Origin of the sequence: Kitasatospora paranensis, assembly GCF_039544005.1 — a bacterium.
Classification (GTDB): domain Bacteria; phylum Actinomycetota; class Actinomycetes; order Streptomycetales; family Streptomycetaceae; genus Kitasatospora; species Kitasatospora paranensis.
Genome location: NZ_BAABKV010000001.1, coordinates 1143275 through 1160043 on the forward strand (window position 1 = coordinate 1143275; position 16769 = coordinate 1160043).

Sequence of the window (16769 nt, forward strand, 5' to 3'; positions counted from 1 at the left end):
TCGGCTCCTGTCCCCGTGCGGTTCTCCCCGGGCAGCATTGTGCCCCGCGGCGGCGGTCAGCCGATGCTGAACGCGCCGTCGGGCGGCGGCGGGGAGTCGGCGGCCGCGTGGTCGGCGACGGGGCGGGCGGCGCCGATCAGGGCGCCGAGTTCGGCGCCCTCGGCGAGCCTGGCCGGGAAGGGGTCGCCGGCCAGCAGCCGGGTGAGCGGCTCGGCGGGAAGCGGCGCGTGCGAGCCGACCAGCAGCACGTTGCCGTAGCGGCGGCCGCGCAGCACCGACGGCTCGGCGGCCAGGCAGGTGTACGGGAAGACCGCGCGCAGGGTGGCGGCCTGCGCCGCCGCGAAGGCGAGCGGCGGGCCGTCGGCCAGGTTGGCGGCGTAGCAGCCGGCCGGGCGCAGCGCGGCCGAGGCCAGCCGCAGGAACTCGACCGAGGTGAGGTGGGCGGGGGTGCGGGAGCCGTGGAAGACGTCGGCGACGACCAGGTCCGCGCCGCCCGCCGGGGCGGCGGCGAGTGCGGCCCGGGCGTCGCCCACGGTGACCTCGATGCCGGCCGGCCAGGGCAGGTGCTCAGCGACGAGGTCGACCAGCGGGCCGTCGGCCTCGACGACGTGCTGCCGGGAGCCGGGCCGGGCGGCGGCGAGGTAGCGCGGCAGGGTGAGGGCGCCGCCGCCGAGGTGCAGGGTGTCCAGCGGCTCCCCGTCGGGGGCGAGGACGTCGGCGAGGTGGGCGATCCGGCGGACGTACTCGAATTCGAGGTGGGTGGGGTCGCCGAGGTCGACGTAGGACTGCGGGGTGCCGTCGAGGGTGAGCAGCCAGCCGCCGGGTTCGTCGAGGTCGGGCATGAGTTTGGCGGTGCCGAGGGCCGTCCGGCGTTCCACCGGGCGCGGGTCGTCGCTCACGCGACGCGGCCGGGCAGGTAGGCGGCCAGCCAGCGGTCGAGTTCGGCGAAGACCTCGGTGCGGGCCCGCTCGCCGGAGAGCACGAGGTCGTGCACGCCGCCGTCGATCCGGACGACGGTGACGTGCCGGCCGAGCCGCGGCCCGAGGGCGGCGATGTCGTCGGCGCGCAGCACGGCGTCGGTGCGGTGCAGGTCCTCCGTCCAGCGGGTGGTGGAGGTAGAGGCGGTGGACGCCATCAGCAGCACGGGGCAGTCCACGGCGAGGCCGCGCCGGACCTGCCGGTGGCCGCGCTGGATCGCGGCGAGCCAGCCGGCGTACAGCGGGAAGCCCTCGGCGGGCTTCAGGGCGAGGTCGAAGTCCCAGCTGCCGCGGTGGTCCCGGTGCAGGCTGTGCACGTAGTGCGGGTTGAGCGGGGCGGGCAGCTTGCGCAGTCCGGCGATCCGGCCGAGGGCGTCGAGCGCGGGTGCGCCGAGGGTCCGGACGGCGGGCGCGGCGGGCATCGACAGGAACGGGCTGTTCAGGAAGAGGCCGTCGACCAGGCCGCGGCCGGCCCTGCGGTGCGCCCACAGGGCGGTGACCAGGCCGCCGGTGGAGTGGCCGTTGACCAGCAGCCGGGTGTGCCCGTCGACCTCGCGGACGATCCGGACGGCCTCGTCGAGCTCCTCGTCGTAGGCGGCGAGGTCGCGGACGAAGTTGGGCGACTGGTGGGTCCGCAGCGAACGGCCGTACTTGCGCAGGTCGAGGGCGTAGAAGGAGTACCCGGCGGCATTGAAGTGGTCGGCGAGGTGGGTCTGGAAGAAGTAGTCCACGTAGCCGTGCACGTAGAGCACCGCCTGCCGGGAGCCGGGCACCAGCCGGCGGACCAGGGTGGCGCTGACGGCGCCCTCCTCGTCCGCGGCGAGCGGCAGCTCCGCCGCCTCGTACGGCTCCCCCAGGATGTCCGTCCGGAACTCCATGCCGCCCCTGCCTCGCTCGCCGTGCTGGTCCGTGATCCGTCGCCCGACCATACCGCCCGGTAGCTGCGGGGGTGACCGGAGGGCGGTGCGGGCGGCGCCGTCCGGCCGTACACCGAGCAGCCGTACGGGGCCCGGGGGCCGTCTCCGGGCTTTGGCCGGTCGGGGGCGCGCAGGCTAGCCTCAGGCGGCATGCCGATCTTTGGACGACGCCGAAGTACCGCCCCTCGCCTGGCTCCTGAGCTCGACGACACGGAGCTCGGCAGGGTCTGCCGGCAGCTCACCGGGCCCCGGATCCAGGGTCAGCTGGACCTGACGGCCGGGCTGGTCGAGCAGCTGCTGCGGGACGCCGGCTCCGACTGGGACCGCCGCACCCACCGCCTCGCGGTGCTCGCCCGGGTCGCCACGCCCGCGCTGGCCGCGGTGTGGCGGCGGCAGCGGCCGCGGGACGCGGACCCGCTGGTGCTGCACGCCTGGATCGACATTGCGCAGGCCCGGATGGCCGGGGCGCTGGAGGATCCGCGGGCCACCGTGGGCCGCTGCCGGCGCGCCGCCGAACTGCGTCCGGAGGATCCGGCGCCGTGGGTGGCCCTGCTGGCCGTGCACCGGCTGCTGCGCCGCCCGGAGCCCGAGGTGTACCCGCTGTGCCGGGAGATCGGCGCGCGGGACGCCTGGAACCGCACGGCGCACCTGGAGATGCTCCGCTACCTGTCGCCGGACGAGTGCGGCTCCCATCTGCAGGCCCTGGACTTCGCCGAGGCCGTCCGGGCGGCCGCCCCGCCCGGTTCGGCCGTCGCGGGCCTGGACCTGGTGCTGCTGACGGACCGCTACCGGGCGAGCCTCGCCCAGGGCGGCGTCACCGCGCTCGGCGCCCGCCGCCGCTGGGTCCTGCCGGACGCGGAGGCGGCGCTGGCCCGGGCGCTGGCGGACTGGACGACGCCGGGCTTCCTGCGGCACGCGGCCGCGCTGGGCGATCTGAACCTGCTGGCCTACGCCCTGGGGCAGGCGGGCCGGATCCGCGAGGCCGGGCCGGTGTTCGGCGCACTGGCAGGGGTGGTGACGCCGTGGCCGTGGGCGCTGGACGGCGACCCGGTGGAGCAGTTCGCGCACTGGCGCGACCAGGCGCCGGCGGCGGGCTGACCGGCGCCGCGGGCCCGCCGTCGGCACGTGCTAGGCCTGCGGCGGCGTCGGCGGCTCTCCGGCCGCACCGTCCTCGGCGGGCGGGCCCTCGCCCGAGGCGCCGCGCAGCACCGTGATCACGCCGAGCCCGGCCGCGCTGACCGGCACGGCCAGCAGGGCGCCGATGATGCCCGCCACGCCCGCACCGGCCACCACCGCGATCATGATGGTGGCCGGGTGCAGCTCCACCGTGCGGCTCTGGATCACCGGCTGGAGGATGTTGCCCTCGACCGCCTGGACGGCCAGCACCACGCCGAGCGTCCACAGCGCCTTGGACAGCCCGCCGTCGGCGAGCGCCACCAGGACGGCGACGGTACCGGAGAGGAACGCGCCGACGAACGGGATGTAGGCGCCCATGAAGACCAGCGCGCCCAGCCCCGGCGCGCCCGGGACACCGAGGATCAGCAGGCCGACGGTGATGAACACCGCGTCGATCAGGGCGATCAGGGTGGTGCCGCGCATGAAGCCGGCCATCGCGCCGAACGCCTGCTGTCCGCAGGCGACCACGGTGTCCGCGGCCCGCCCGTGCAGGTACCGGCCGACCGCCTCCGGGGTCCGGTGGCCGTCCCTCAGGAAGAAGAAGACCAGCGCGAGCGCCAGCACGCTGCCGGTGAGCAGTTGGGTGACCAGGCCGAGGCCGGAGAGCACGCCGCTGGCGAGCGAGTTGATCAGCGAGCTGCCGGAGCCGGAGCTCTGCTGGAGCGCGTACTGCAGCTTCTCGCCGGCCGGGCCCAGCCAGGAGGCCAGCTTGTCGCCGGCCTGGACGAGCGCGGGGGCGATCTCGGGGCGCTGTGCACCAGCGAGTTGACCAGCAGGGCGATCACCCCGGTGACCGCCAGCACCAGGACGGCGCAGGTCAGCCCGGCTGCTGCGCCGCGTCCGAGGCCGCGGCGCAGCAGCCAGGGCATCACCGGCTGGAGCAGCGAGGTGGCGAGCAGGGCCACCATCATCGGGACGGTGGCGGCGCGCAGCGCGACCAGGGCGTACACCACCAGCCCGCCGACCGCGATCAGCAGGATCACCGCGGCGGACCACGCGGCGGCGGCGCGCACGGGCGGCGGGAGCGCCTCGTAGGGTGGGCGCCCGTTCCCGGCGCGGCTCTGCCCGGCGCGAGCCTGCCCGGCGCGACCGTCCTCGGGGCCGGGGGGCGGGGGCTCCGCGGACACTCCCACCTCCGGGTCGGCCTGTTCCGATTCCGCACCATCTCAGCACATTCGCGGGGAACATCCGTTCCGCGCCGTCCGCGGCGTTTCTCCGCTCCGCGGGCGGCGCAGCCCGTGCGGCTGCGTCCGCGCTGCTGGGGTGCGCCCTGCGGCATAACCTGGTGCCAAGCCCCCCACGCGGTGCCGGCTGCGGCACCGGACGGTACGGCCGTCGGGGACCTGCGAAGGAGTGGGCCCATGAGTCAGCCCGTCGTCGTGGGAGTCGACGCCTCGGACACGGCCGCGTCCGCCCTGGACTGGGCGTCGGACGAGGCCTGGCGACGCGCGGAGCCGCTGCACGTCGTCCACGCCTGGCTCGGCGAGGCCGCCGAGGCCCCGGCGGGCCAGGAACCCCGGACGGCCCGGGACACCGGGGAGGACCTGCTGGACGCGGCCCGCCGCCGTGCGCTGCTGCGGCATCCGGGGCTGGCGGTGACCACCGCGCTGGTGCAGGACGAGGCGCGGGCGGGCCTGGTGGCGGAGTCCGAGTCGGCCGACCTGCTGGTCGTCGGCGCCCGCGGCTCCGGCGGGTTCCCGCGGTTGCTGCTGGGCTCGACCAGCCTCCTGGCGGCGGGACGGGCGGCCTGCCCGGTGGTCGTGGTGCGCCCGTTCGAGGGCGCATCCGGCGGGGTCGTCGCGGCCGTCCGCGGCGATGCCCGCGACGAGCCGGTCCTCGCCTTCGCCTTCGACAGCGCGCGCCTTCGCCAGACCTCGCTGCTCGCCGTCCACACCTGGAGCTACCCGCTGCTGACGAGCCGTGGCACCCTGCCCGTGGTCTACGAGGCGGGCGACGTCGCCGCCGAGCACGAGCGGCTGCTCGCCGAGGCCGTGGCCGGCTGGCGGGAGAGCCACCCGGAGGTGCCGGTCACGGCGGTCTCCGTCCGCACGGGCGCCGCGAAGGAGCTCGTCTCCCGGTCGAAGAACCAGCAGCTGCTGGTGGTCGGGCGCCGCGGCAAGCCGCGCGGCCCGGTCGGGCGGCTGGGCTCAACCAGCCAGACGGTGGTGCAGCACGCCGAGTGCCCGGTGGCCGTCGTCCCGCTGCCGGAGTGACCGGGCGCAGACGGTCGGGAGTGACCGGGCGCAGCCGGCCGCCGGGTCACCCGGCCGGGTCGACCAGCACCGCGCCGTCCGGGGCGCCGGAGAAGGCGAGCACCCGGCCGGCCTCCTCCTCGATCCCGGCCGCCGCACTCCTCGACAGCGGCGCGAACGGGGTGACCCGCACCGCCCCCTGCTCCGTCCGCCATGTCCCGGCGACCACGCCGTCGACCAGGACGGTGCCCAGCACGATGCCGTTGACCGTCATCACCCGCGGGCGGTGGGCCTCGGGCAGCACCCGCGTCCGGTCGGCGTGCGAGAGCAGCAGGTTGTCGAACGGCGCCAGCAGGCGGACGGGCGCGGGTTCGGCCTCGTCGGGGCGCGGCGCGTCCGGCAGGTCCCAGAGGGTGCGGCCCCGATCGTCCCGCAGCCGCACCAGCCGGTCGGCCAGGCCGGTCAGCACCGGGCCGAGGCGGCTGAGCCCGGACCACTTCTGCACGTCGGCCGCGGTGGCCGGGCCGAAGGCGGCGAGGTAGCGCAGCACCAGCCCCTCGATCGAGGGGGTGTCGTCCAACGGCCTGCCGAGCCAGTGCTCGGCCGTGGTGTGCGCCGCCGGACCGCTGCGGCCCCACAGCCGCGCGGCGGCACCTGGACGAGCGGCAGGGCGCAGCGCGCCGCCTGCGCGAGGGCGGCCGGCTCACTGGCCGGGTGGTCCGCGGCGAGCAGCGCGCCGAGCTGCTGGAAGGTGCGCGGCTCCTGCTCGACCAGGGCGCGGGCCCGCTCGGCGAGCGGGGCCAGGGCCTGGGCGACGGGGCCCGCGAGGTCGAGGTCGGGCAGCCGCTTGGCGTACGAGGAGCGGATCCAGCGGTCGAGCACGGGTTGGAACAGTGGGCGCAGGGCGAGGCAGTCGGCCGCCGTGACCAGGTGGATGGTGCCGCGCTGGAGGGCGATCCGCACGGCACCGCGGCCCTCCAGCAGGCTGCTGAGGTCCTCCGCGCGGAAGCCCTCGATCCGGCTGAGCAGGCCGAGGTAGGGCGGGTCGGGTGCGGCCTGGGCCTGCAGGCCTACCAGGTGCCCGACAACCTCGGCCGCCTCCCGGCCGGTGCGGGCGAGCAGGTGCTGCCGGGCCAGCAGGGCGCGGCCGAGCGCCCGCGCGGTGAGCGGCTGCGCCGCGGCGCGGCCGTCCGTCACGGGCGGTCGTCCGGGCCGGGGCCGAGGGTGCGGCGCAGCAGGGCGATCCGGTTGCTGGTGATCGAGTCGACGCCGGCGGCGACCATCCGGCGCATCGTGCGGCGCAGGTCGACCGTCCAGACCGAGACCCGCAGTCCGGCGTCGTGGGCGGCGCCGACGAGCGCCGGGCCGGCCAGGCCGAACGGCGGGTTGAGGTGGGTCGGGCGCAGGTCCTCCAGCAGCGGACGGGCCGGCAGCCGGGGCTGGCGCCAGGTCAGCGCGATGTCGGCGTCGGGGTCGAGGGCCCGGACGGCGAGCATCGCGGTGGCCGGGCCGCAGTACGCGACGCGGCGCTCGGCGCCCAGGTCGGCGACGAGGCCCAGCGTCGCGGCGGCCGGGCCGGGGGTGTCGAGGTCGATCAGCAGCCGGGCACGGGGGCCTTCGGTGACGGTCTTGAGCGCCTCGGCCAGGGTCGGCACGCGCAGGCCCGGCGCCCCGACGTCGGCGAGCTGGTCGAGGGTCAGCCGGCGGACCTCGCGGGGGTCGTCCCAGAGCCGTTCCAGGGTCGGGTCGTGCAGCAGCACGGGGACGCCGTCCCGGGTCAGCCGGACGTCCACCTCGACGGCGTCGGCGCCGGCCGCGACGGCCGCGGCGATCGAGCCCACGGTGTTCTCGCGCCGGCGGTAGGGGTCGCCGCGGTGGGCGACCGCGAGCACGGACGGGCGGCTCATGGGGTGGGGCTTCCTTCCTCGGACGGGCGGAACAGCGCGGAGGCGGCCGCGGGCGGGCGACGGCCCGTCAGCGGGCCTCGACGACCACGTTGGTGGACTTGATGACGGCGGTGGCGGGCGCGCCGGGGACGAGGCCCAGCTCCTCGGCGGACTCCCGGCTGATCAGCGACACCACGCGGAACGGCCCGGCCTGGATCTCCACCTGGGCGGCCACGTCGCCGAGCTGCACGTCGGTGACGATGCCGGGGAAGCGGTTGCGCGCCGAGGACGGCCTGCCCTCCGCCGCCGCGTTCTCCGGCTTGGCCAGCTCCCGGGCGAAGGAGGCGAGTTGGGCGCCGGGGATGATCCGGTGGCCGTGGTCGTCGCGGGCCGCGCCGAGCCGGCCCGCGTCGACCCAGCGGCGCATGGTGTCGGCGCTGACGCCGAGCATCGCGGCGGCCTCACCGATGCGGTAGGCGTGGGCCGGCCGGTCGGGCTTGGCCATGGGGACTCTCCTGGCGGTGCTGCGGCGAAGGACTGTCGCCGCCATCCTGCCCTACCGGCACGGCCGCGGGCCAAGCGGACCCGTCCGCCCGTCCGGGGCGTCGCGCCGCCCGGGCGGCCGTCGCGCCCGGCCGAGCCCTTCGGCCCGGCCCGGCGAGGAGGTCAGACCCCGCCGAAGAGGTCCCGCCGGACGCCCTCGCCCGCGGTCAGCACGGCGCCCGCCAGCACCGCGCCGCCACCCGCCGTGCCGGCGCGGACCTCGGTGACCAGCGGGACGAGCCGGGCGATCCGGTGTTCGACCCGGCGGGCGAGGTCGTCACCGCCGGCCCGGCCGATCTCGCCGCCGAGGACGACGCAGCCGGGGTCGATCACCGCGCAGACCGCGGCGGCGCCGATCGCGATGCGCTGCGCCAGCTCGTCCAGGAAGGCGTCGGCGCCGGAGCCCACCGCGTGGCGGACGACGGCCTCGCCGCGCGGTGCGGTGCCGGGCGGCGGGACGGGCAGGCCGTGCGCGGCGGCGAGGTCGCAGATGGCGGCCGAGGAGACGGTGGTGTGGAAGCCGCCGCCGGAGCAGCCGGTGACGGCGTCCGGCAGGCCACTGCCGTGCAGCGGCAGGTAGCCGATCTCGCCGGTACCGCCGTTCGCGCCGCGGCGCAGCCGTCCGTCGAGGACGACGGCGGCGCCGACGCCGTGGCTGAGCCAGCAGAGCACGAAGGTGTCGCGGTCACGGGCGGCGCCGAGGCGGTGCTCGGCGATCCCGGCGAGGTTGACCTCGTTGTCGACGACGACGACGGTGTCGGGGTCGGCGCGCAGGGCGGCCAGCAGTTCGGTGTGCCAGCGGGGCAGCGCGCCGGAGTTGTTGTGCACGCCGGTGGCCGGGTCGAACAGGCCGGGGGCGCCGATCGCGACGGTGTGCAGGCGTTCGGCGCCGGCTTCGCGGGTGGCGGCGCGCAGCGCCTCGACGGTGCGTTCGACGAGGTCCCCGTCGCCGAGTGCGGGCACCTCGGCGCGGGCCAGCGTGCGGCCGGTGAGGTCGGCGACGACCAGGCTGACGCCGGTGGAGCGGATGTCGAGGCCGGCCAGGTGGGCCCGGTCGGCGACGAGGGCGTAGAGGCGGGCGTTGGGGCCGCGGCGCTGCTCGCCGCTCTCGCCAGCGACGGCGACCAGGCCGGCCCGCTGGAGGCGCTCCAGCAGGTCGGCGACGGTGGGGCGGGAGAGACCGGTGAGGTCGCGCAGCTCGCTGGCGGTGAGGGGGCCGCGCTCCAGCAGGAGGTCGAGCGCCAGCCGGTCGTTGATGGCCCGGGCGGTGCTGGGCGTGGCCGTACGCACGGTCGTCATGGCTCGGCATCCTTCCAGAGCGGCACCGAGGGTTTCTATCAGGGTCCCTTCCTGATAGTTTACCGGCGCAGGCTGGAGGACGAGCCCCAGCGCGAACCGGAAGGGGAGGCACGGACCCATGGCAGACGACATCGACGCCGTACGGCGGGCGAGGGTCGGCATCGCGCTGGTCTTCGCCGTCCACGGGGCGGTGACCGGCACCTTCGCGACCCGGATCCCGTGGATCCAGGACCACCTGGGGCTCAGCCCCGGACAGCTCGGCCTCGCCCTGGTCGCCCCGGCGGTCGGCTCGTTCCTGGCGATGCCGCTGGCCGGCCGGATCGTGCACCGCTTCGGCGGCCGCGCCGCCGTCCGCGGACTGCTGATGCTCTGGACGCTCGCGCTGGCCCTGCCCGCGATCACCCCGAACCTCGGACTGCTCTGGGTCTCCCTGTTCGTCTACGGCGCGACCGCCGGCATGGCCGACGTGGCGATGAACGCCCAGGGCGTCGAGGTCGAGGTCCGGCTCGGCCGGCCGATCATGTCCGGGCTGCACGGGATGTGGAGCGTCGGCGGACTGGTCGCCTCCGGCTTCGGCGTGCTCGCCGCCCACCGGCAGGTCGACGCCCGCCTCCAGTACGCGGTGGTCGCCGCCCTGCTGACCGGGCTCGCCGTGGTCGTCACCCGCCGGCTGCTGGACGTCCGCCCCGAACCGGAGGAGCAGGCACCGCCGCGGTTCGCGCTGCCGCCACGCTCGGCCCTGCTCATCGGCCTGGTCGGGTTCTGCGCGGTGTTCGCCGAGGGCGCCAGCATGGACTGGGGCGGCGTCTACCTGCGGGACGTCACCGGCTCCTCGGCCGGCACCGCCGCCGCCTGCTTCGCCGCCTTCGCCGCCACCATGGCCGCCGCCCGGCTGGCCGGCGACGCGGTGGTCCAGCGGTTCGGCCCCGTCCGCACCGTCCGCCTCGGCGGCGCCGTCGCCACGGTCGGCGGCCTCCTGGTGGTCGTCGCCGGATCGCCCGCGGTCGCCATCCCCGGCTTCGCCCTGATCGGCATCGGCATCGCGGTCGTGGTGCCGCTGGCCTCGCCGCCGCGGGCAAGTCCGGCGCCAACGCCAGCCAGGCCATCGCCGGCGTCGCCACCGTCACCTACACCTCCGGGCTGGTCGCCCCCGCCGTGATCGGCGGCATCGCCCAGGCCACCTCGCTCACCGTCTCGTTCGGGGTCGTCACCGCCCTGGCGGCCGCCCTGATCCCCACGGCCGGCGCGATGCGGCAGCGGCCGACCGCGGACCGCAGCCGGCAGCCCGTCCCGGCCAACGCCGACTGAGGCCTGCCGCGGCAGCGGCCGACGACCAGGACCGCCCGCCCCACCTCCCCGGGGCGGGCGGTCCGCCGCGTCCGCAGGCCCCGCCCGCCGCCTTTTCCGCACCCCCGCGCCCTCCGTGTTCGCGGGCGCGGGCGACCGATTTCCGCCCGCCGGGGGCGATCGGGCATGCTCACCGGCATGGACCTCCCCGCGCAGCGCAACCCCGTCGGCGCCCACGTCCCGGTCGCCGGGCGCGGGCTGGCCGGGACGGGGCTCGCCTACGCGCGGCAGGTCGGCGCCGAGAGCGTCCAGGTGTTCGTGGCCAACCCGCGCGGCTGGGCGACCCCGGCCGGGAACCCGGCCCAGGACGAGGCCTTCCGCGCCGCCTGTGCCGAGACCGGCACACCGGCGTACGTGCACGCGCCGTACCTGATCAACTTCGGCTCCGACTCGGCCGCCACCCGCGAGCGGTCCGCCGAGTCGCTGCGGCACTCGCTGCACCGGGCGCACGCGATCGGCGCACTGGGGGTGGTGGTGCACACCGGCTCGGCGCTCTGCGGGCCGCCCGCCGCCGCGCTCGCGCACGTCCGCCGCGGCGTCCTGCCGCTGCTCGACGAGCTGGAGGCGTTCGGCGACGCCGCGCCCGCCCTGCTGCTGGAGCCCACCGCGGGCCAGGGCCGTTCGCTCTGCGCGCGGATGGCCGACCTCGGCCCGTACCTGGAGGCGCTCGACCGGCACCCGGCCGTCGGCGTCTGCCTGGACACCTGCCACGCCTTCGCCGCCGGGCACGACCTGGCCGCCCCGGGTGGCGTCGCCGCGATGCTCGACGAGCTCACCGACGCCGTCGGCCCCGGGCGGCTGCGGCTCATCCACGCCAACGACTCCGAGGACGCGGTCGGCGCCCGCAAGGACCGGCACGCCAACATCGGCGCCGGGATGATCGGCGCCCCGGCCTTCGGCGAGCTGCTGGCGCACCCGGCCACCGCCGGGGTGCCGCTGGTCATCGAGACACCGGACGGGCGGCACGACCCGGACCGGGTGGAGGGCGCCCGGCACGCCCGGGACATCGCCCGGCTGAAGGAACTGCGGGCCGCCGCCGGGGTGCCGGCATGAACCACGGCCCGCGGCGGCGCCTCGCCCTCCTCCTGCTGCTGCTCGTCGCCGCCGCCGGCTCGCTGCTGTTCTGGAGCCCGACCGCCGTCCTGGCCGGCGCCGCGGGCCCGTGGCGGCTGCCGGTGGCGCTCGCCGTGTACGCGCTGGGCACCGTCGCCTTCGTCCCCAAGCCCGCGCTGAACGCCGCCGCCGGGCTGCTGCTCGGCGTCACCGTCGGCCTGCCGGTGGCGCTCGCGGGGACGGTGCTGGGCGCGGCCGCCGCGTTCGCGCTCGGCCGGACGCTGGCCCGCGACGCGCTGCGGCCGCTGCTGCGGGCGAAGGCGGCCGCGGCGGTCGACCGCCGGCTCACCGAGCAGGGCTTCCGGAGCGTCCTGCTGCTGCGGCTGATCCCCGGGGTGCCGTTCCAGGCCGCCAACTACGCGTGCGCGCTGTCCGGGGTCCGTGCGGCCCCGTTCCTCGGGGCGACCGCGCTGGGCGTGCTGCCGGGCACCGCCGCGTACGTGGTGGCCGGGGCGAGCGCGTCCTCGCCCACCTCGCCGGCCTTCCTGGTGTCGTCCGCGGTGGTGGTGGCGCTGGCAGCGGCCAGCCTGGTCTCGCTGTGGCGGGCCAGGGCGGCCGTCGCTACCCCTCGGCCGGAGTCTCCCTGACCGGCGGACGCCACTCGCCGTACCCGGCCAGCACCGCCGTGTCGGCGACCATCACCACGCCCAGGACCAGCGCCCACAGGCCGTGCCCGGCGAGCGCCAGGGCGGCGACCGCGCCGCCGAACACCAGCAGCTGGGTCAGCAGCCAGCCGACCGGCGACTTCACCGACGCCCTCGGCGCGGCGTAGCGCCCCCAGAACACGGCGGCGACCACCGGCAGCAGCACGACCAGCGCGATCCGCAGCGCGAGCGGCCCCGGCGCGGCCCAGCCGCCGTACGCCAGCGCGGCCAGCGCGCACAGTTCCAGCAGGAACCGGACCAGCAGGGCCACCCCCGCCACACCACCCCGCACGGCTCTTCCCCTCCCCCGACACAGTCTTCGTCGACACGTCTCCGTGAGCGCACAGCCTAGGGCGGTCGGGGGCCGGTGCCACCCCCTTCGGCGCGATCGGCCCGGATTCGTTCGGACACGGGGTGTCCGGCGGCAATTCGGTGGCAGCCCCGCCGGACGCTGCGTCAGGATGGCGGCCATGACGACCTCACGCATCGATCCCCCGTTCGCCGCCGACGAGACGACCATGCTCAACGCCTGGCTGGACTTCCACCGCGAGACCCTCGCGGTGAAGACCGAGGGGCTGAGCACCGAGCAGCTGCGGCAGCGGTCGGCGCCGCCGTCCTCGCTCTCCCTGCTCGGGCTCGTCCGCCACATGGCCGAGGTGGAACGGGCCTGGTTCCAGGGCTGTCTCCAGGGCGAGGAGTTCAAGCAGGGCCTGTACTGGACCGACGAGAACGAGGACGGCGACTTCGACGACATCGACACCGCCGACGCCGAGGCGGACTTCGCCACCTGGCGCGCCCAGATCGACCTGGCCCGCCAGGCCGCGGCCGGGCTGCCGCTGGAGACGGTCGGCAAGCGGCTGCGTCACGGCAACGAGGTGACGCTGCGCTGGATCCTCGTCCACATGATCGAGGAGTACGCGCGGCACAACGGACACGCCGATCTTCTGCGGGAGCGGATCGACGGAGTCACCGGCGAGTGACGGCGTTACGTCTTCGTTGACGGATCGTCAACCCGCTGTCGTCGTACACCGATATGGTCCACCCGCGGAACCGTCCGGCGACCTGCGGCGTCGCACCGATCACCGGGATCATCCCGGCCCTCGGTCGCGCCACGCCACGGACGGCTGCCGCGAGCGGGCACCGAACCGGTGATCAGTGCGATACTCGGACAGTTCCACCTTGTGGATGACGTGTCAGTAGGACATGGACACCGCGGGGGACGCGGACGGGACGGGACAGGGAGGCGCGGCATGGGAGCACTTCGCGACGAGCACCACCACAACGGGTGGCTGATGCCCTCCGGCAGCTACCCCGCTGCGGTCTACGACGACCCGTGGGACGCCGAGGACACACTGCCGGCCGTGCCCGCGCCGGCGGCCCGCATCGTCTCGCTGAAGCCGACCGGCTTCGAGGCCGCCCGCACCGTCGGCGAGCACCTGCGCACCGGCACGCCCGTCGTGATGGACCTGACGGAGATGACCGGCCCCGAGGCCAAGCGGATGGTGGACTTCGCCTCCGGGCTGATCTTCGGCACCCGCGGCGGGATCGAGCGGATCGCCCGCCGGGTCTTCCTGCTGACCCCCGCCGACGTCGAGGTGACGGTGATCGACCGCCCGCAGGACGGCACCGGCTTCTACAACCAGAGCTGACCCACCCCTCCCCGGCCGGGGACGGCATCCGCCGTCCCCGGTTTTCTGCTGCCCGGGGCCGGCCCGCCCCCTCTCGATCGAGACGCCGGAATTAAGAATGAGACATCCATGTCTCATTTGCTCTACACTCGATCCATGGCCACCGACCGCGACTCCGTCCTCGAAGCAGCCGTCGGCGTGCTCTCACGGCGCCCCACGGCGCACCTCGACGAGATCGCCCGCGCGGCCGGGATCAGCCGGGCCACGCTGCACCGGATCTTCCCGGGCCGCGAGGCGCTGATCCGCGAGGTCGGCATGCTCAGCCTGCGCAGATTCGCGACCGCCTGCGACACCGCCCGGATCGAGGAGGGCGACGCCCAGGAGGCCCTGCGCCGCCTCGTCGAGGCGGTCGTCCCGGACGCGGCCCTCTGCGCCTTCCTGACCGGTGAGAACCAGCTCTACGACGACCCGGAGATCAACCGCCTCTGGGACATCCAGGACGCCAGGGTCCGCGCGCTCTTCCTGCGCGGACAGCAACAGGGCGTGTTCCGGATCGAGCTCACCGCCGGCTGGCTCAGCGAGGCCTTCTTCGACCTCCTCGCCGGCGTCGGCTGGGCCGTCCAGGACGGACGACTCGCCCCCCGCGACAGCGCCTACTCGCTCACCGAGCTCTTCCTCGGCGGAGCCACCAGGAGAACAGAACCCTCATGAACGGCACCCACGTCCAGGTCCGCGCCCCGCAGCGCTGGGCCGGCCTGGGCGTACTCGTCCTGGCCGTCACCCTCGTCGCCGTCGACGCGACCGTCCTCTCCCTCGCCCTCCTCCATCAGCGAGTCGCTCCACCCGAGCGGCACCCAGCTGCTGTGGATCGGCGACGCCTACTCCTTCGTCCTCGCCGGACTGCTCGTCAGCATGGGTGCCCTCAGCGACCGGATCGGCCGCCGGCGGCTGCTGCTGCTCGGCTCCACCGCGTTCGGCGCCGCCTCGCTGCTCGCCGCGTACGCGCCGAGCGCCGGCTGGCTGATCCTGGCCCGCGCCCTGCTCGGAGTCGCCGGCGCCACGATCATGCCCTCCACGCTGTCGCTGATCCGGGCGCTCTTCCCGGACGCCCGGGAGCGGGCCACCGCCATCGGCATCTGGGGCGCGGGCGCCACCGCCGGCGCCGCCCTCGGCCCGCTGGTCGGCGGGCTGCTGCTGGAGCACTTCTGGTGGGGCTCCGCGTTCCTGCTCAACCTGCCCGTGCTGGCGCTGCTGCTGGCCCTCGGCCGCTGGCTGCTGCCCGAGTCCCGCGACCCCCGGCCCGGCCGCTGGGACGCGGCGAGCGTCGTGCTCTCGCTCGCCGGCGTCATCGGCGTGGTCTACGGCGTCAAGGAGGCCGCCGCGCACGGTCCGCTCTCGCACTGGAGCGTGCCGGCCGCCTTCGTCCTCGGCGCGGCCGCGCTGGTCGCCTTCGTCCGCCGTCAGCTCCGGTTGGAGACCCCGCTGCTGGACGTCCGGCTCTTCGCCGACCGGCGCTTCACCGCGGCCGTGGTCGGCACCCTGACCTCGCTGATCGGGCTGTCCGGCGTGATCTTCTTCATGTCGCAGTACCTCCAGCTCGTGCGCGGCATGTCGCCGCTGACCGCGGGCATCGCCGAGATGCCGGCCTTCGTCGGCGCCGTGGTCGGCGGGCTGCTCACCGCACGGGTGGCCCGACGCACCGGTGCCCGGGCCACCCTGACCGGCGGCCTGCTCGTGATGGGTGCGGGCCTCGCCGTGCTCGGGCTGGTGCACACCGACAGCACCTACCTGCTGCTCGGCACCGCCTTCCTGGCCGTCGGCACCGCCGAGGGCGTGGTGTACACCCTCGCCTCCGACCTCGTGCTCGGAGCCGCGCCCGCGGAGAAGTCCGGGGCCGCCTCCGCGGTCTCCGAGACCGCCTACGAGCTCGGCACGGCGCTGGGCATCGCCCTGGTCGGCTCGGTGGTCACCGCCCTCTACGCCGGCGCGCTGCGCGTCCCGGCCGGGGTGGACGCGACGCAGGCCAGAGAGTCCATCGGCGGCGCCGTCGAGACGGCCCGCACCCTCCCGCAAGCGGCCGGCGCCCGCCTCATCGCCGACGCCGAACAGGCCTTCGTGCACGGCATGAACGTGGCGGCGTGGCTGGCCGCCGGCCTGCTGCTGGTGTCCGCGGCCCTCGCCTGGCGGCTGCTCCGCCACCCCCACGGCGGCAACGCCGCGGCGACCGGCCCGGTGGAGGTCGGCCCGCACTCCGACGAGGAGCCGACGGAGCCGGCCCCGACCCCGACCCCGCCCGCGCGGCATAGCCGCGGGCAGCAGACGCGGGGCGGCGGCCGGGGCCGGGGCCGGGGCCGGGGCGGCGGCCGGGGCCGGTCAGACGACCGCGCCGAGCAGCGACCCGGCCAGGTAGGTCACGCCCATGGCCAGGGCGCCGCCGGCGACGTTGCGCAGGATCGCCCGGCCGGGCGGTGCCGAACCCAGCCGGGCGCTGATCCAACCGGTGACGACCAGGGCGACCAGCACGCACACCACGGTCACCGGCACCCGCAGGCCCGCCGGCGGCAGGACGATGGCGAGCAGCGGCAGCACCGCGCCGACCGTGAAGGCGACGAAGCTGGCGAGCGCCGCATGCCAGGGGTTGGTCAGCTCGTCGGGGTCGATGCCGAGCTCGGTCTCGGCGTGGGCGCCCAGCGCGTCGCGTGCCGTCAGCTCCTCGGCCACCTCGCCGGCGAGATCGGGGTTCAGGCCCTTGGCCTCGTACATGCCCGCCAGTTCGGCGAGCTCCTCCTCCGGCATGGTCGCCAGCTCGTGCTTCTCCTGGGCGAGCGCGGCCCGTTCGGCGTCGCGCTGGGTGCTGACCGAGACGTACTCGCCGGAGGCCATCGACAGGGCACCGGCCAGCAGGCCCGCCAGCCCGGAAGCGATCAGGGTGTCCCGCGAGCCGGTGGCACCGGCGACGCCGACCACCAGGCCCGCCGTCGAGACGATGCCGTCGTTGGCGCCGAGTACGCCCGCCCGCAGCCAGTTCAGTCGGCTGCCGAGTCCGC

The 16769-nt window shown here is 76.2% G+C and carries 14 protein-coding genes and 4 pseudogenes; 9 read left to right on the top strand and 9 right to left on the bottom strand.

The window, feature by feature from the left end:
- Positions 1 to 56 precede the first annotated feature (56 nt).
- Positions 57 to 842 carry a spermidine synthase gene (locus ABEB13_RS05820; RefSeq protein WP_345709551.1) on the bottom strand — a complete coding sequence of 262 codons (786 nt, stop codon included), beginning with the start codon at positions 840 to 842 and terminating at the stop codon, positions 57 to 59.
- Positions 843 to 895: 53 nt separating this feature from the next.
- Positions 896 to 1855 carry an alpha/beta hydrolase gene (locus ABEB13_RS05825; protein ID WP_345704578.1) on the bottom strand — a complete coding sequence of 320 codons (960 nt, stop codon included), beginning with the start codon at positions 1853 to 1855 and terminating at the stop codon, positions 896 to 898.
- 189 nt (positions 1856 to 2044) lie between these two features.
- On the opposite strand from ABEB13_RS05825, the gene ABEB13_RS05830 reads away from it, so the two are divergent.
- Positions 2045 to 2992 (top strand): hypothetical protein, encoded by a 948-nt coding sequence (locus ABEB13_RS05830; RefSeq protein WP_345704579.1) that lies wholly within the window; start codon positions 2045 to 2047, stop codon positions 2990 to 2992.
- Positions 2993 to 3022: 30 nt separating this feature from the next.
- Here ABEB13_RS05830 and ABEB13_RS05835 read toward each other — a convergent pair.
- A pseudogene (locus ABEB13_RS05835) lies at positions 3023 to 4083 on the bottom strand (AI-2E family transporter).
- Positions 4084 to 4431: 348 nt separating this feature from the next.
- Here ABEB13_RS05835 and ABEB13_RS05845 point away from each other — a divergent pair.
- On the top strand, positions 4432 to 5283 hold the full coding sequence (locus ABEB13_RS05845) for a universal stress protein (RefSeq protein WP_345704580.1): 852 nt from the start codon (positions 4432 to 4434) through the stop codon (positions 5281 to 5283).
- Positions 5284 to 5329: 46 nt separating this feature from the next.
- Here ABEB13_RS05845 and ABEB13_RS40320 read toward each other — a convergent pair.
- The 4 genes and pseudogenes from ABEB13_RS40320 to ABEB13_RS05870 all read right to left on the bottom strand — a co-directional run bounded on the left by ABEB13_RS40320 (position 5330) and on the right by ABEB13_RS05870 (position 8990).
- Positions 5330 to 6459, bottom strand: a pseudogene (locus ABEB13_RS40320) (winged helix DNA-binding domain-containing protein).
- Positions 6456 to 7169: a glycerophosphodiester phosphodiesterase gene (locus ABEB13_RS05860; RefSeq protein ID WP_345704581.1), complete on the bottom strand. Its 714-nt coding sequence runs from the start codon at positions 7167 to 7169 to the stop codon at positions 6456 to 6458. Before ABEB13_RS05860 ends, ABEB13_RS40320 begins: the two are co-directional and overlap by 4 nt.
- 67 nt (positions 7170 to 7236) lie before the next feature.
- Positions 7237 to 7653, bottom strand: coding sequence for a TOBE domain-containing protein (locus tag ABEB13_RS05865; RefSeq protein ID WP_345704582.1), 417 nt, complete (start codon positions 7651 to 7653; stop codon positions 7237 to 7239).
- 161 nt (positions 7654 to 7814) lie between these two features.
- Positions 7815 to 8990 carry an ROK family transcriptional regulator gene (locus ABEB13_RS05870; protein WP_345704583.1) on the bottom strand — a complete coding sequence of 392 codons (1176 nt, stop codon included), beginning with the start codon at positions 8988 to 8990 and terminating at the stop codon, positions 7815 to 7817.
- A 118-nt stretch (positions 8991 to 9108) separates the two neighbouring features.
- On the opposite strand from ABEB13_RS05870, the pseudogene ABEB13_RS05875 reads away from it, so the two are divergent.
- From ABEB13_RS05875 to ABEB13_RS05885, 3 genes and pseudogenes are all read left to right on the top strand, one after another.
- Positions 9109 to 10298: pseudogene (locus ABEB13_RS05875) on the top strand (MFS transporter).
- 177 nt (positions 10299 to 10475) lie between these two features.
- Positions 10476 to 11390, top strand: coding sequence for a deoxyribonuclease IV (locus ABEB13_RS05880; protein ID WP_345704584.1), 915 nt, complete (start codon positions 10476 to 10478; stop codon positions 11388 to 11390).
- On the top strand, positions 11387 to 12037 hold the full coding sequence (locus tag ABEB13_RS05885; RefSeq protein ID WP_345704585.1) for a TVP38/TMEM64 family protein: 651 nt from the start codon (positions 11387 to 11389) through the stop codon (positions 12035 to 12037). The genes ABEB13_RS05880 and ABEB13_RS05885 overlap by 4 nt, the downstream gene beginning before the upstream one ends.
- Here ABEB13_RS05885 and ABEB13_RS05890 read toward each other — a convergent pair.
- Positions 12012 to 12365 carry a DUF2568 domain-containing protein gene (locus tag ABEB13_RS05890; protein WP_345704586.1) on the bottom strand — a complete coding sequence of 118 codons (354 nt, stop codon included), beginning with the start codon at positions 12363 to 12365 and terminating at the stop codon, positions 12012 to 12014. The genes ABEB13_RS05885 and ABEB13_RS05890 overlap by 26 nt on opposite strands.
- A gap of 199 nt (positions 12366 to 12564) precedes the next feature.
- Here ABEB13_RS05890 and ABEB13_RS05895 point away from each other — a divergent pair, with 199 nt between their 5' ends.
- The 4 genes and pseudogenes from ABEB13_RS05895 to ABEB13_RS05910 all read left to right on the top strand — a co-directional run.
- Positions 12565 to 13074 (top strand): DinB family protein, encoded by a 510-nt coding sequence (locus ABEB13_RS05895; RefSeq protein ID WP_345704587.1) that lies wholly within the window; start codon positions 12565 to 12567, stop codon positions 13072 to 13074.
- Between the two features lie 270 nt (positions 13075 to 13344).
- A complete protein-coding gene (locus ABEB13_RS05900) occupies positions 13345 to 13743 on the top strand; it encodes a cell division protein SepF (protein ID WP_345704588.1) in 399 nt (132 codons plus the stop codon).
- Between the two features lie 135 nt (positions 13744 to 13878).
- Positions 13879 to 14433, top strand: coding sequence for a TetR/AcrR family transcriptional regulator (locus ABEB13_RS05905; protein ID WP_345704589.1), 555 nt, complete (start codon positions 13879 to 13881; stop codon positions 14431 to 14433).
- Positions 14430 to 15918 (top strand): annotated as a pseudogene (locus tag ABEB13_RS05910) (MFS transporter); the annotation flags it as partial. The gene ABEB13_RS05905 and the pseudogene ABEB13_RS05910, both read left to right, overlap by 4 nt.
- A 177-nt stretch (positions 15919 to 16095) precedes the next feature.
- On the opposite strand, the gene ABEB13_RS05915 reads toward ABEB13_RS05910, so the two are convergent.
- Entirely contained in the window at positions 16096 to 16752 is a 657-nt protein-coding gene (locus tag ABEB13_RS05915) for a VIT1/CCC1 transporter family protein (RefSeq protein ID WP_345709554.1), read from the bottom strand.
- Between the last annotated feature and the right edge of the window lie 17 nt (positions 16753 to 16769).

Bases quoted from the DNA above. Each gene is read 5' to 3' on its own strand.
- ABEB13_RS05900 (WP_345704588.1), top strand. From the start codon at position 13,345: ATGGGAGCACTTCGCGACGAGCACCACCACAACGGGTGGCTGATGCCC.
- ABEB13_RS05905 (WP_345704589.1), top strand. From the start codon at position 13,879: ATGGCCACCGACCGCGACTCCGTCCTCGAAGCAGCCGTCGGCGTGCTC.
- ABEB13_RS05845 (WP_345704580.1), top strand. From the start codon at position 4,432: ATGAGTCAGCCCGTCGTCGTGGGAGTCGACGCCTCGGACACGGCCGCG.
- ABEB13_RS05895 (WP_345704587.1), top strand. From the start codon at position 12,565: ATGACGACCTCACGCATCGATCCCCCGTTCGCCGCCGACGAGACGACC.
- ABEB13_RS05885 (WP_345704585.1), top strand. From the start codon at position 11,387: ATGAACCACGGCCCGCGGCGGCGCCTCGCCCTCCTCCTGCTGCTGCTC.
- ABEB13_RS05865 (WP_345704582.1), bottom strand. From the start codon at position 7,653: ATGGCCAAGCCCGACCGGCCGGCCCACGCCTACCGCATCGGTGAGGCC.
- ABEB13_RS05880 (WP_345704584.1), top strand. From the start codon at position 10,476: ATGGACCTCCCCGCGCAGCGCAACCCCGTCGGCGCCCACGTCCCGGTC.
- ABEB13_RS05860 (WP_345704581.1), bottom strand. From the start codon at position 7,169: ATGAGCCGCCCGTCCGTGCTCGCGGTCGCCCACCGCGGCGACCCCTAC.
- ABEB13_RS05830 (WP_345704579.1), top strand. From the start codon at position 2,045: ATGCCGATCTTTGGACGACGCCGAAGTACCGCCCCTCGCCTGGCTCCT.
- ABEB13_RS05820 (WP_345709551.1), bottom strand. From the start codon at position 842: ATGCCCGACCTCGACGAACCCGGCGGCTGGCTGCTCACCCTCGACGGC.
- ABEB13_RS05870 (WP_345704583.1), bottom strand. From the start codon at position 8,990: ATGACGACCGTGCGTACGGCCACGCCCAGCACCGCCCGGGCCATCAAC.
- ABEB13_RS05825 (WP_345704578.1), bottom strand. From the start codon at position 1,855: ATGGAGTTCCGGACGGACATCCTGGGGGAGCCGTACGAGGCGGCGGAG.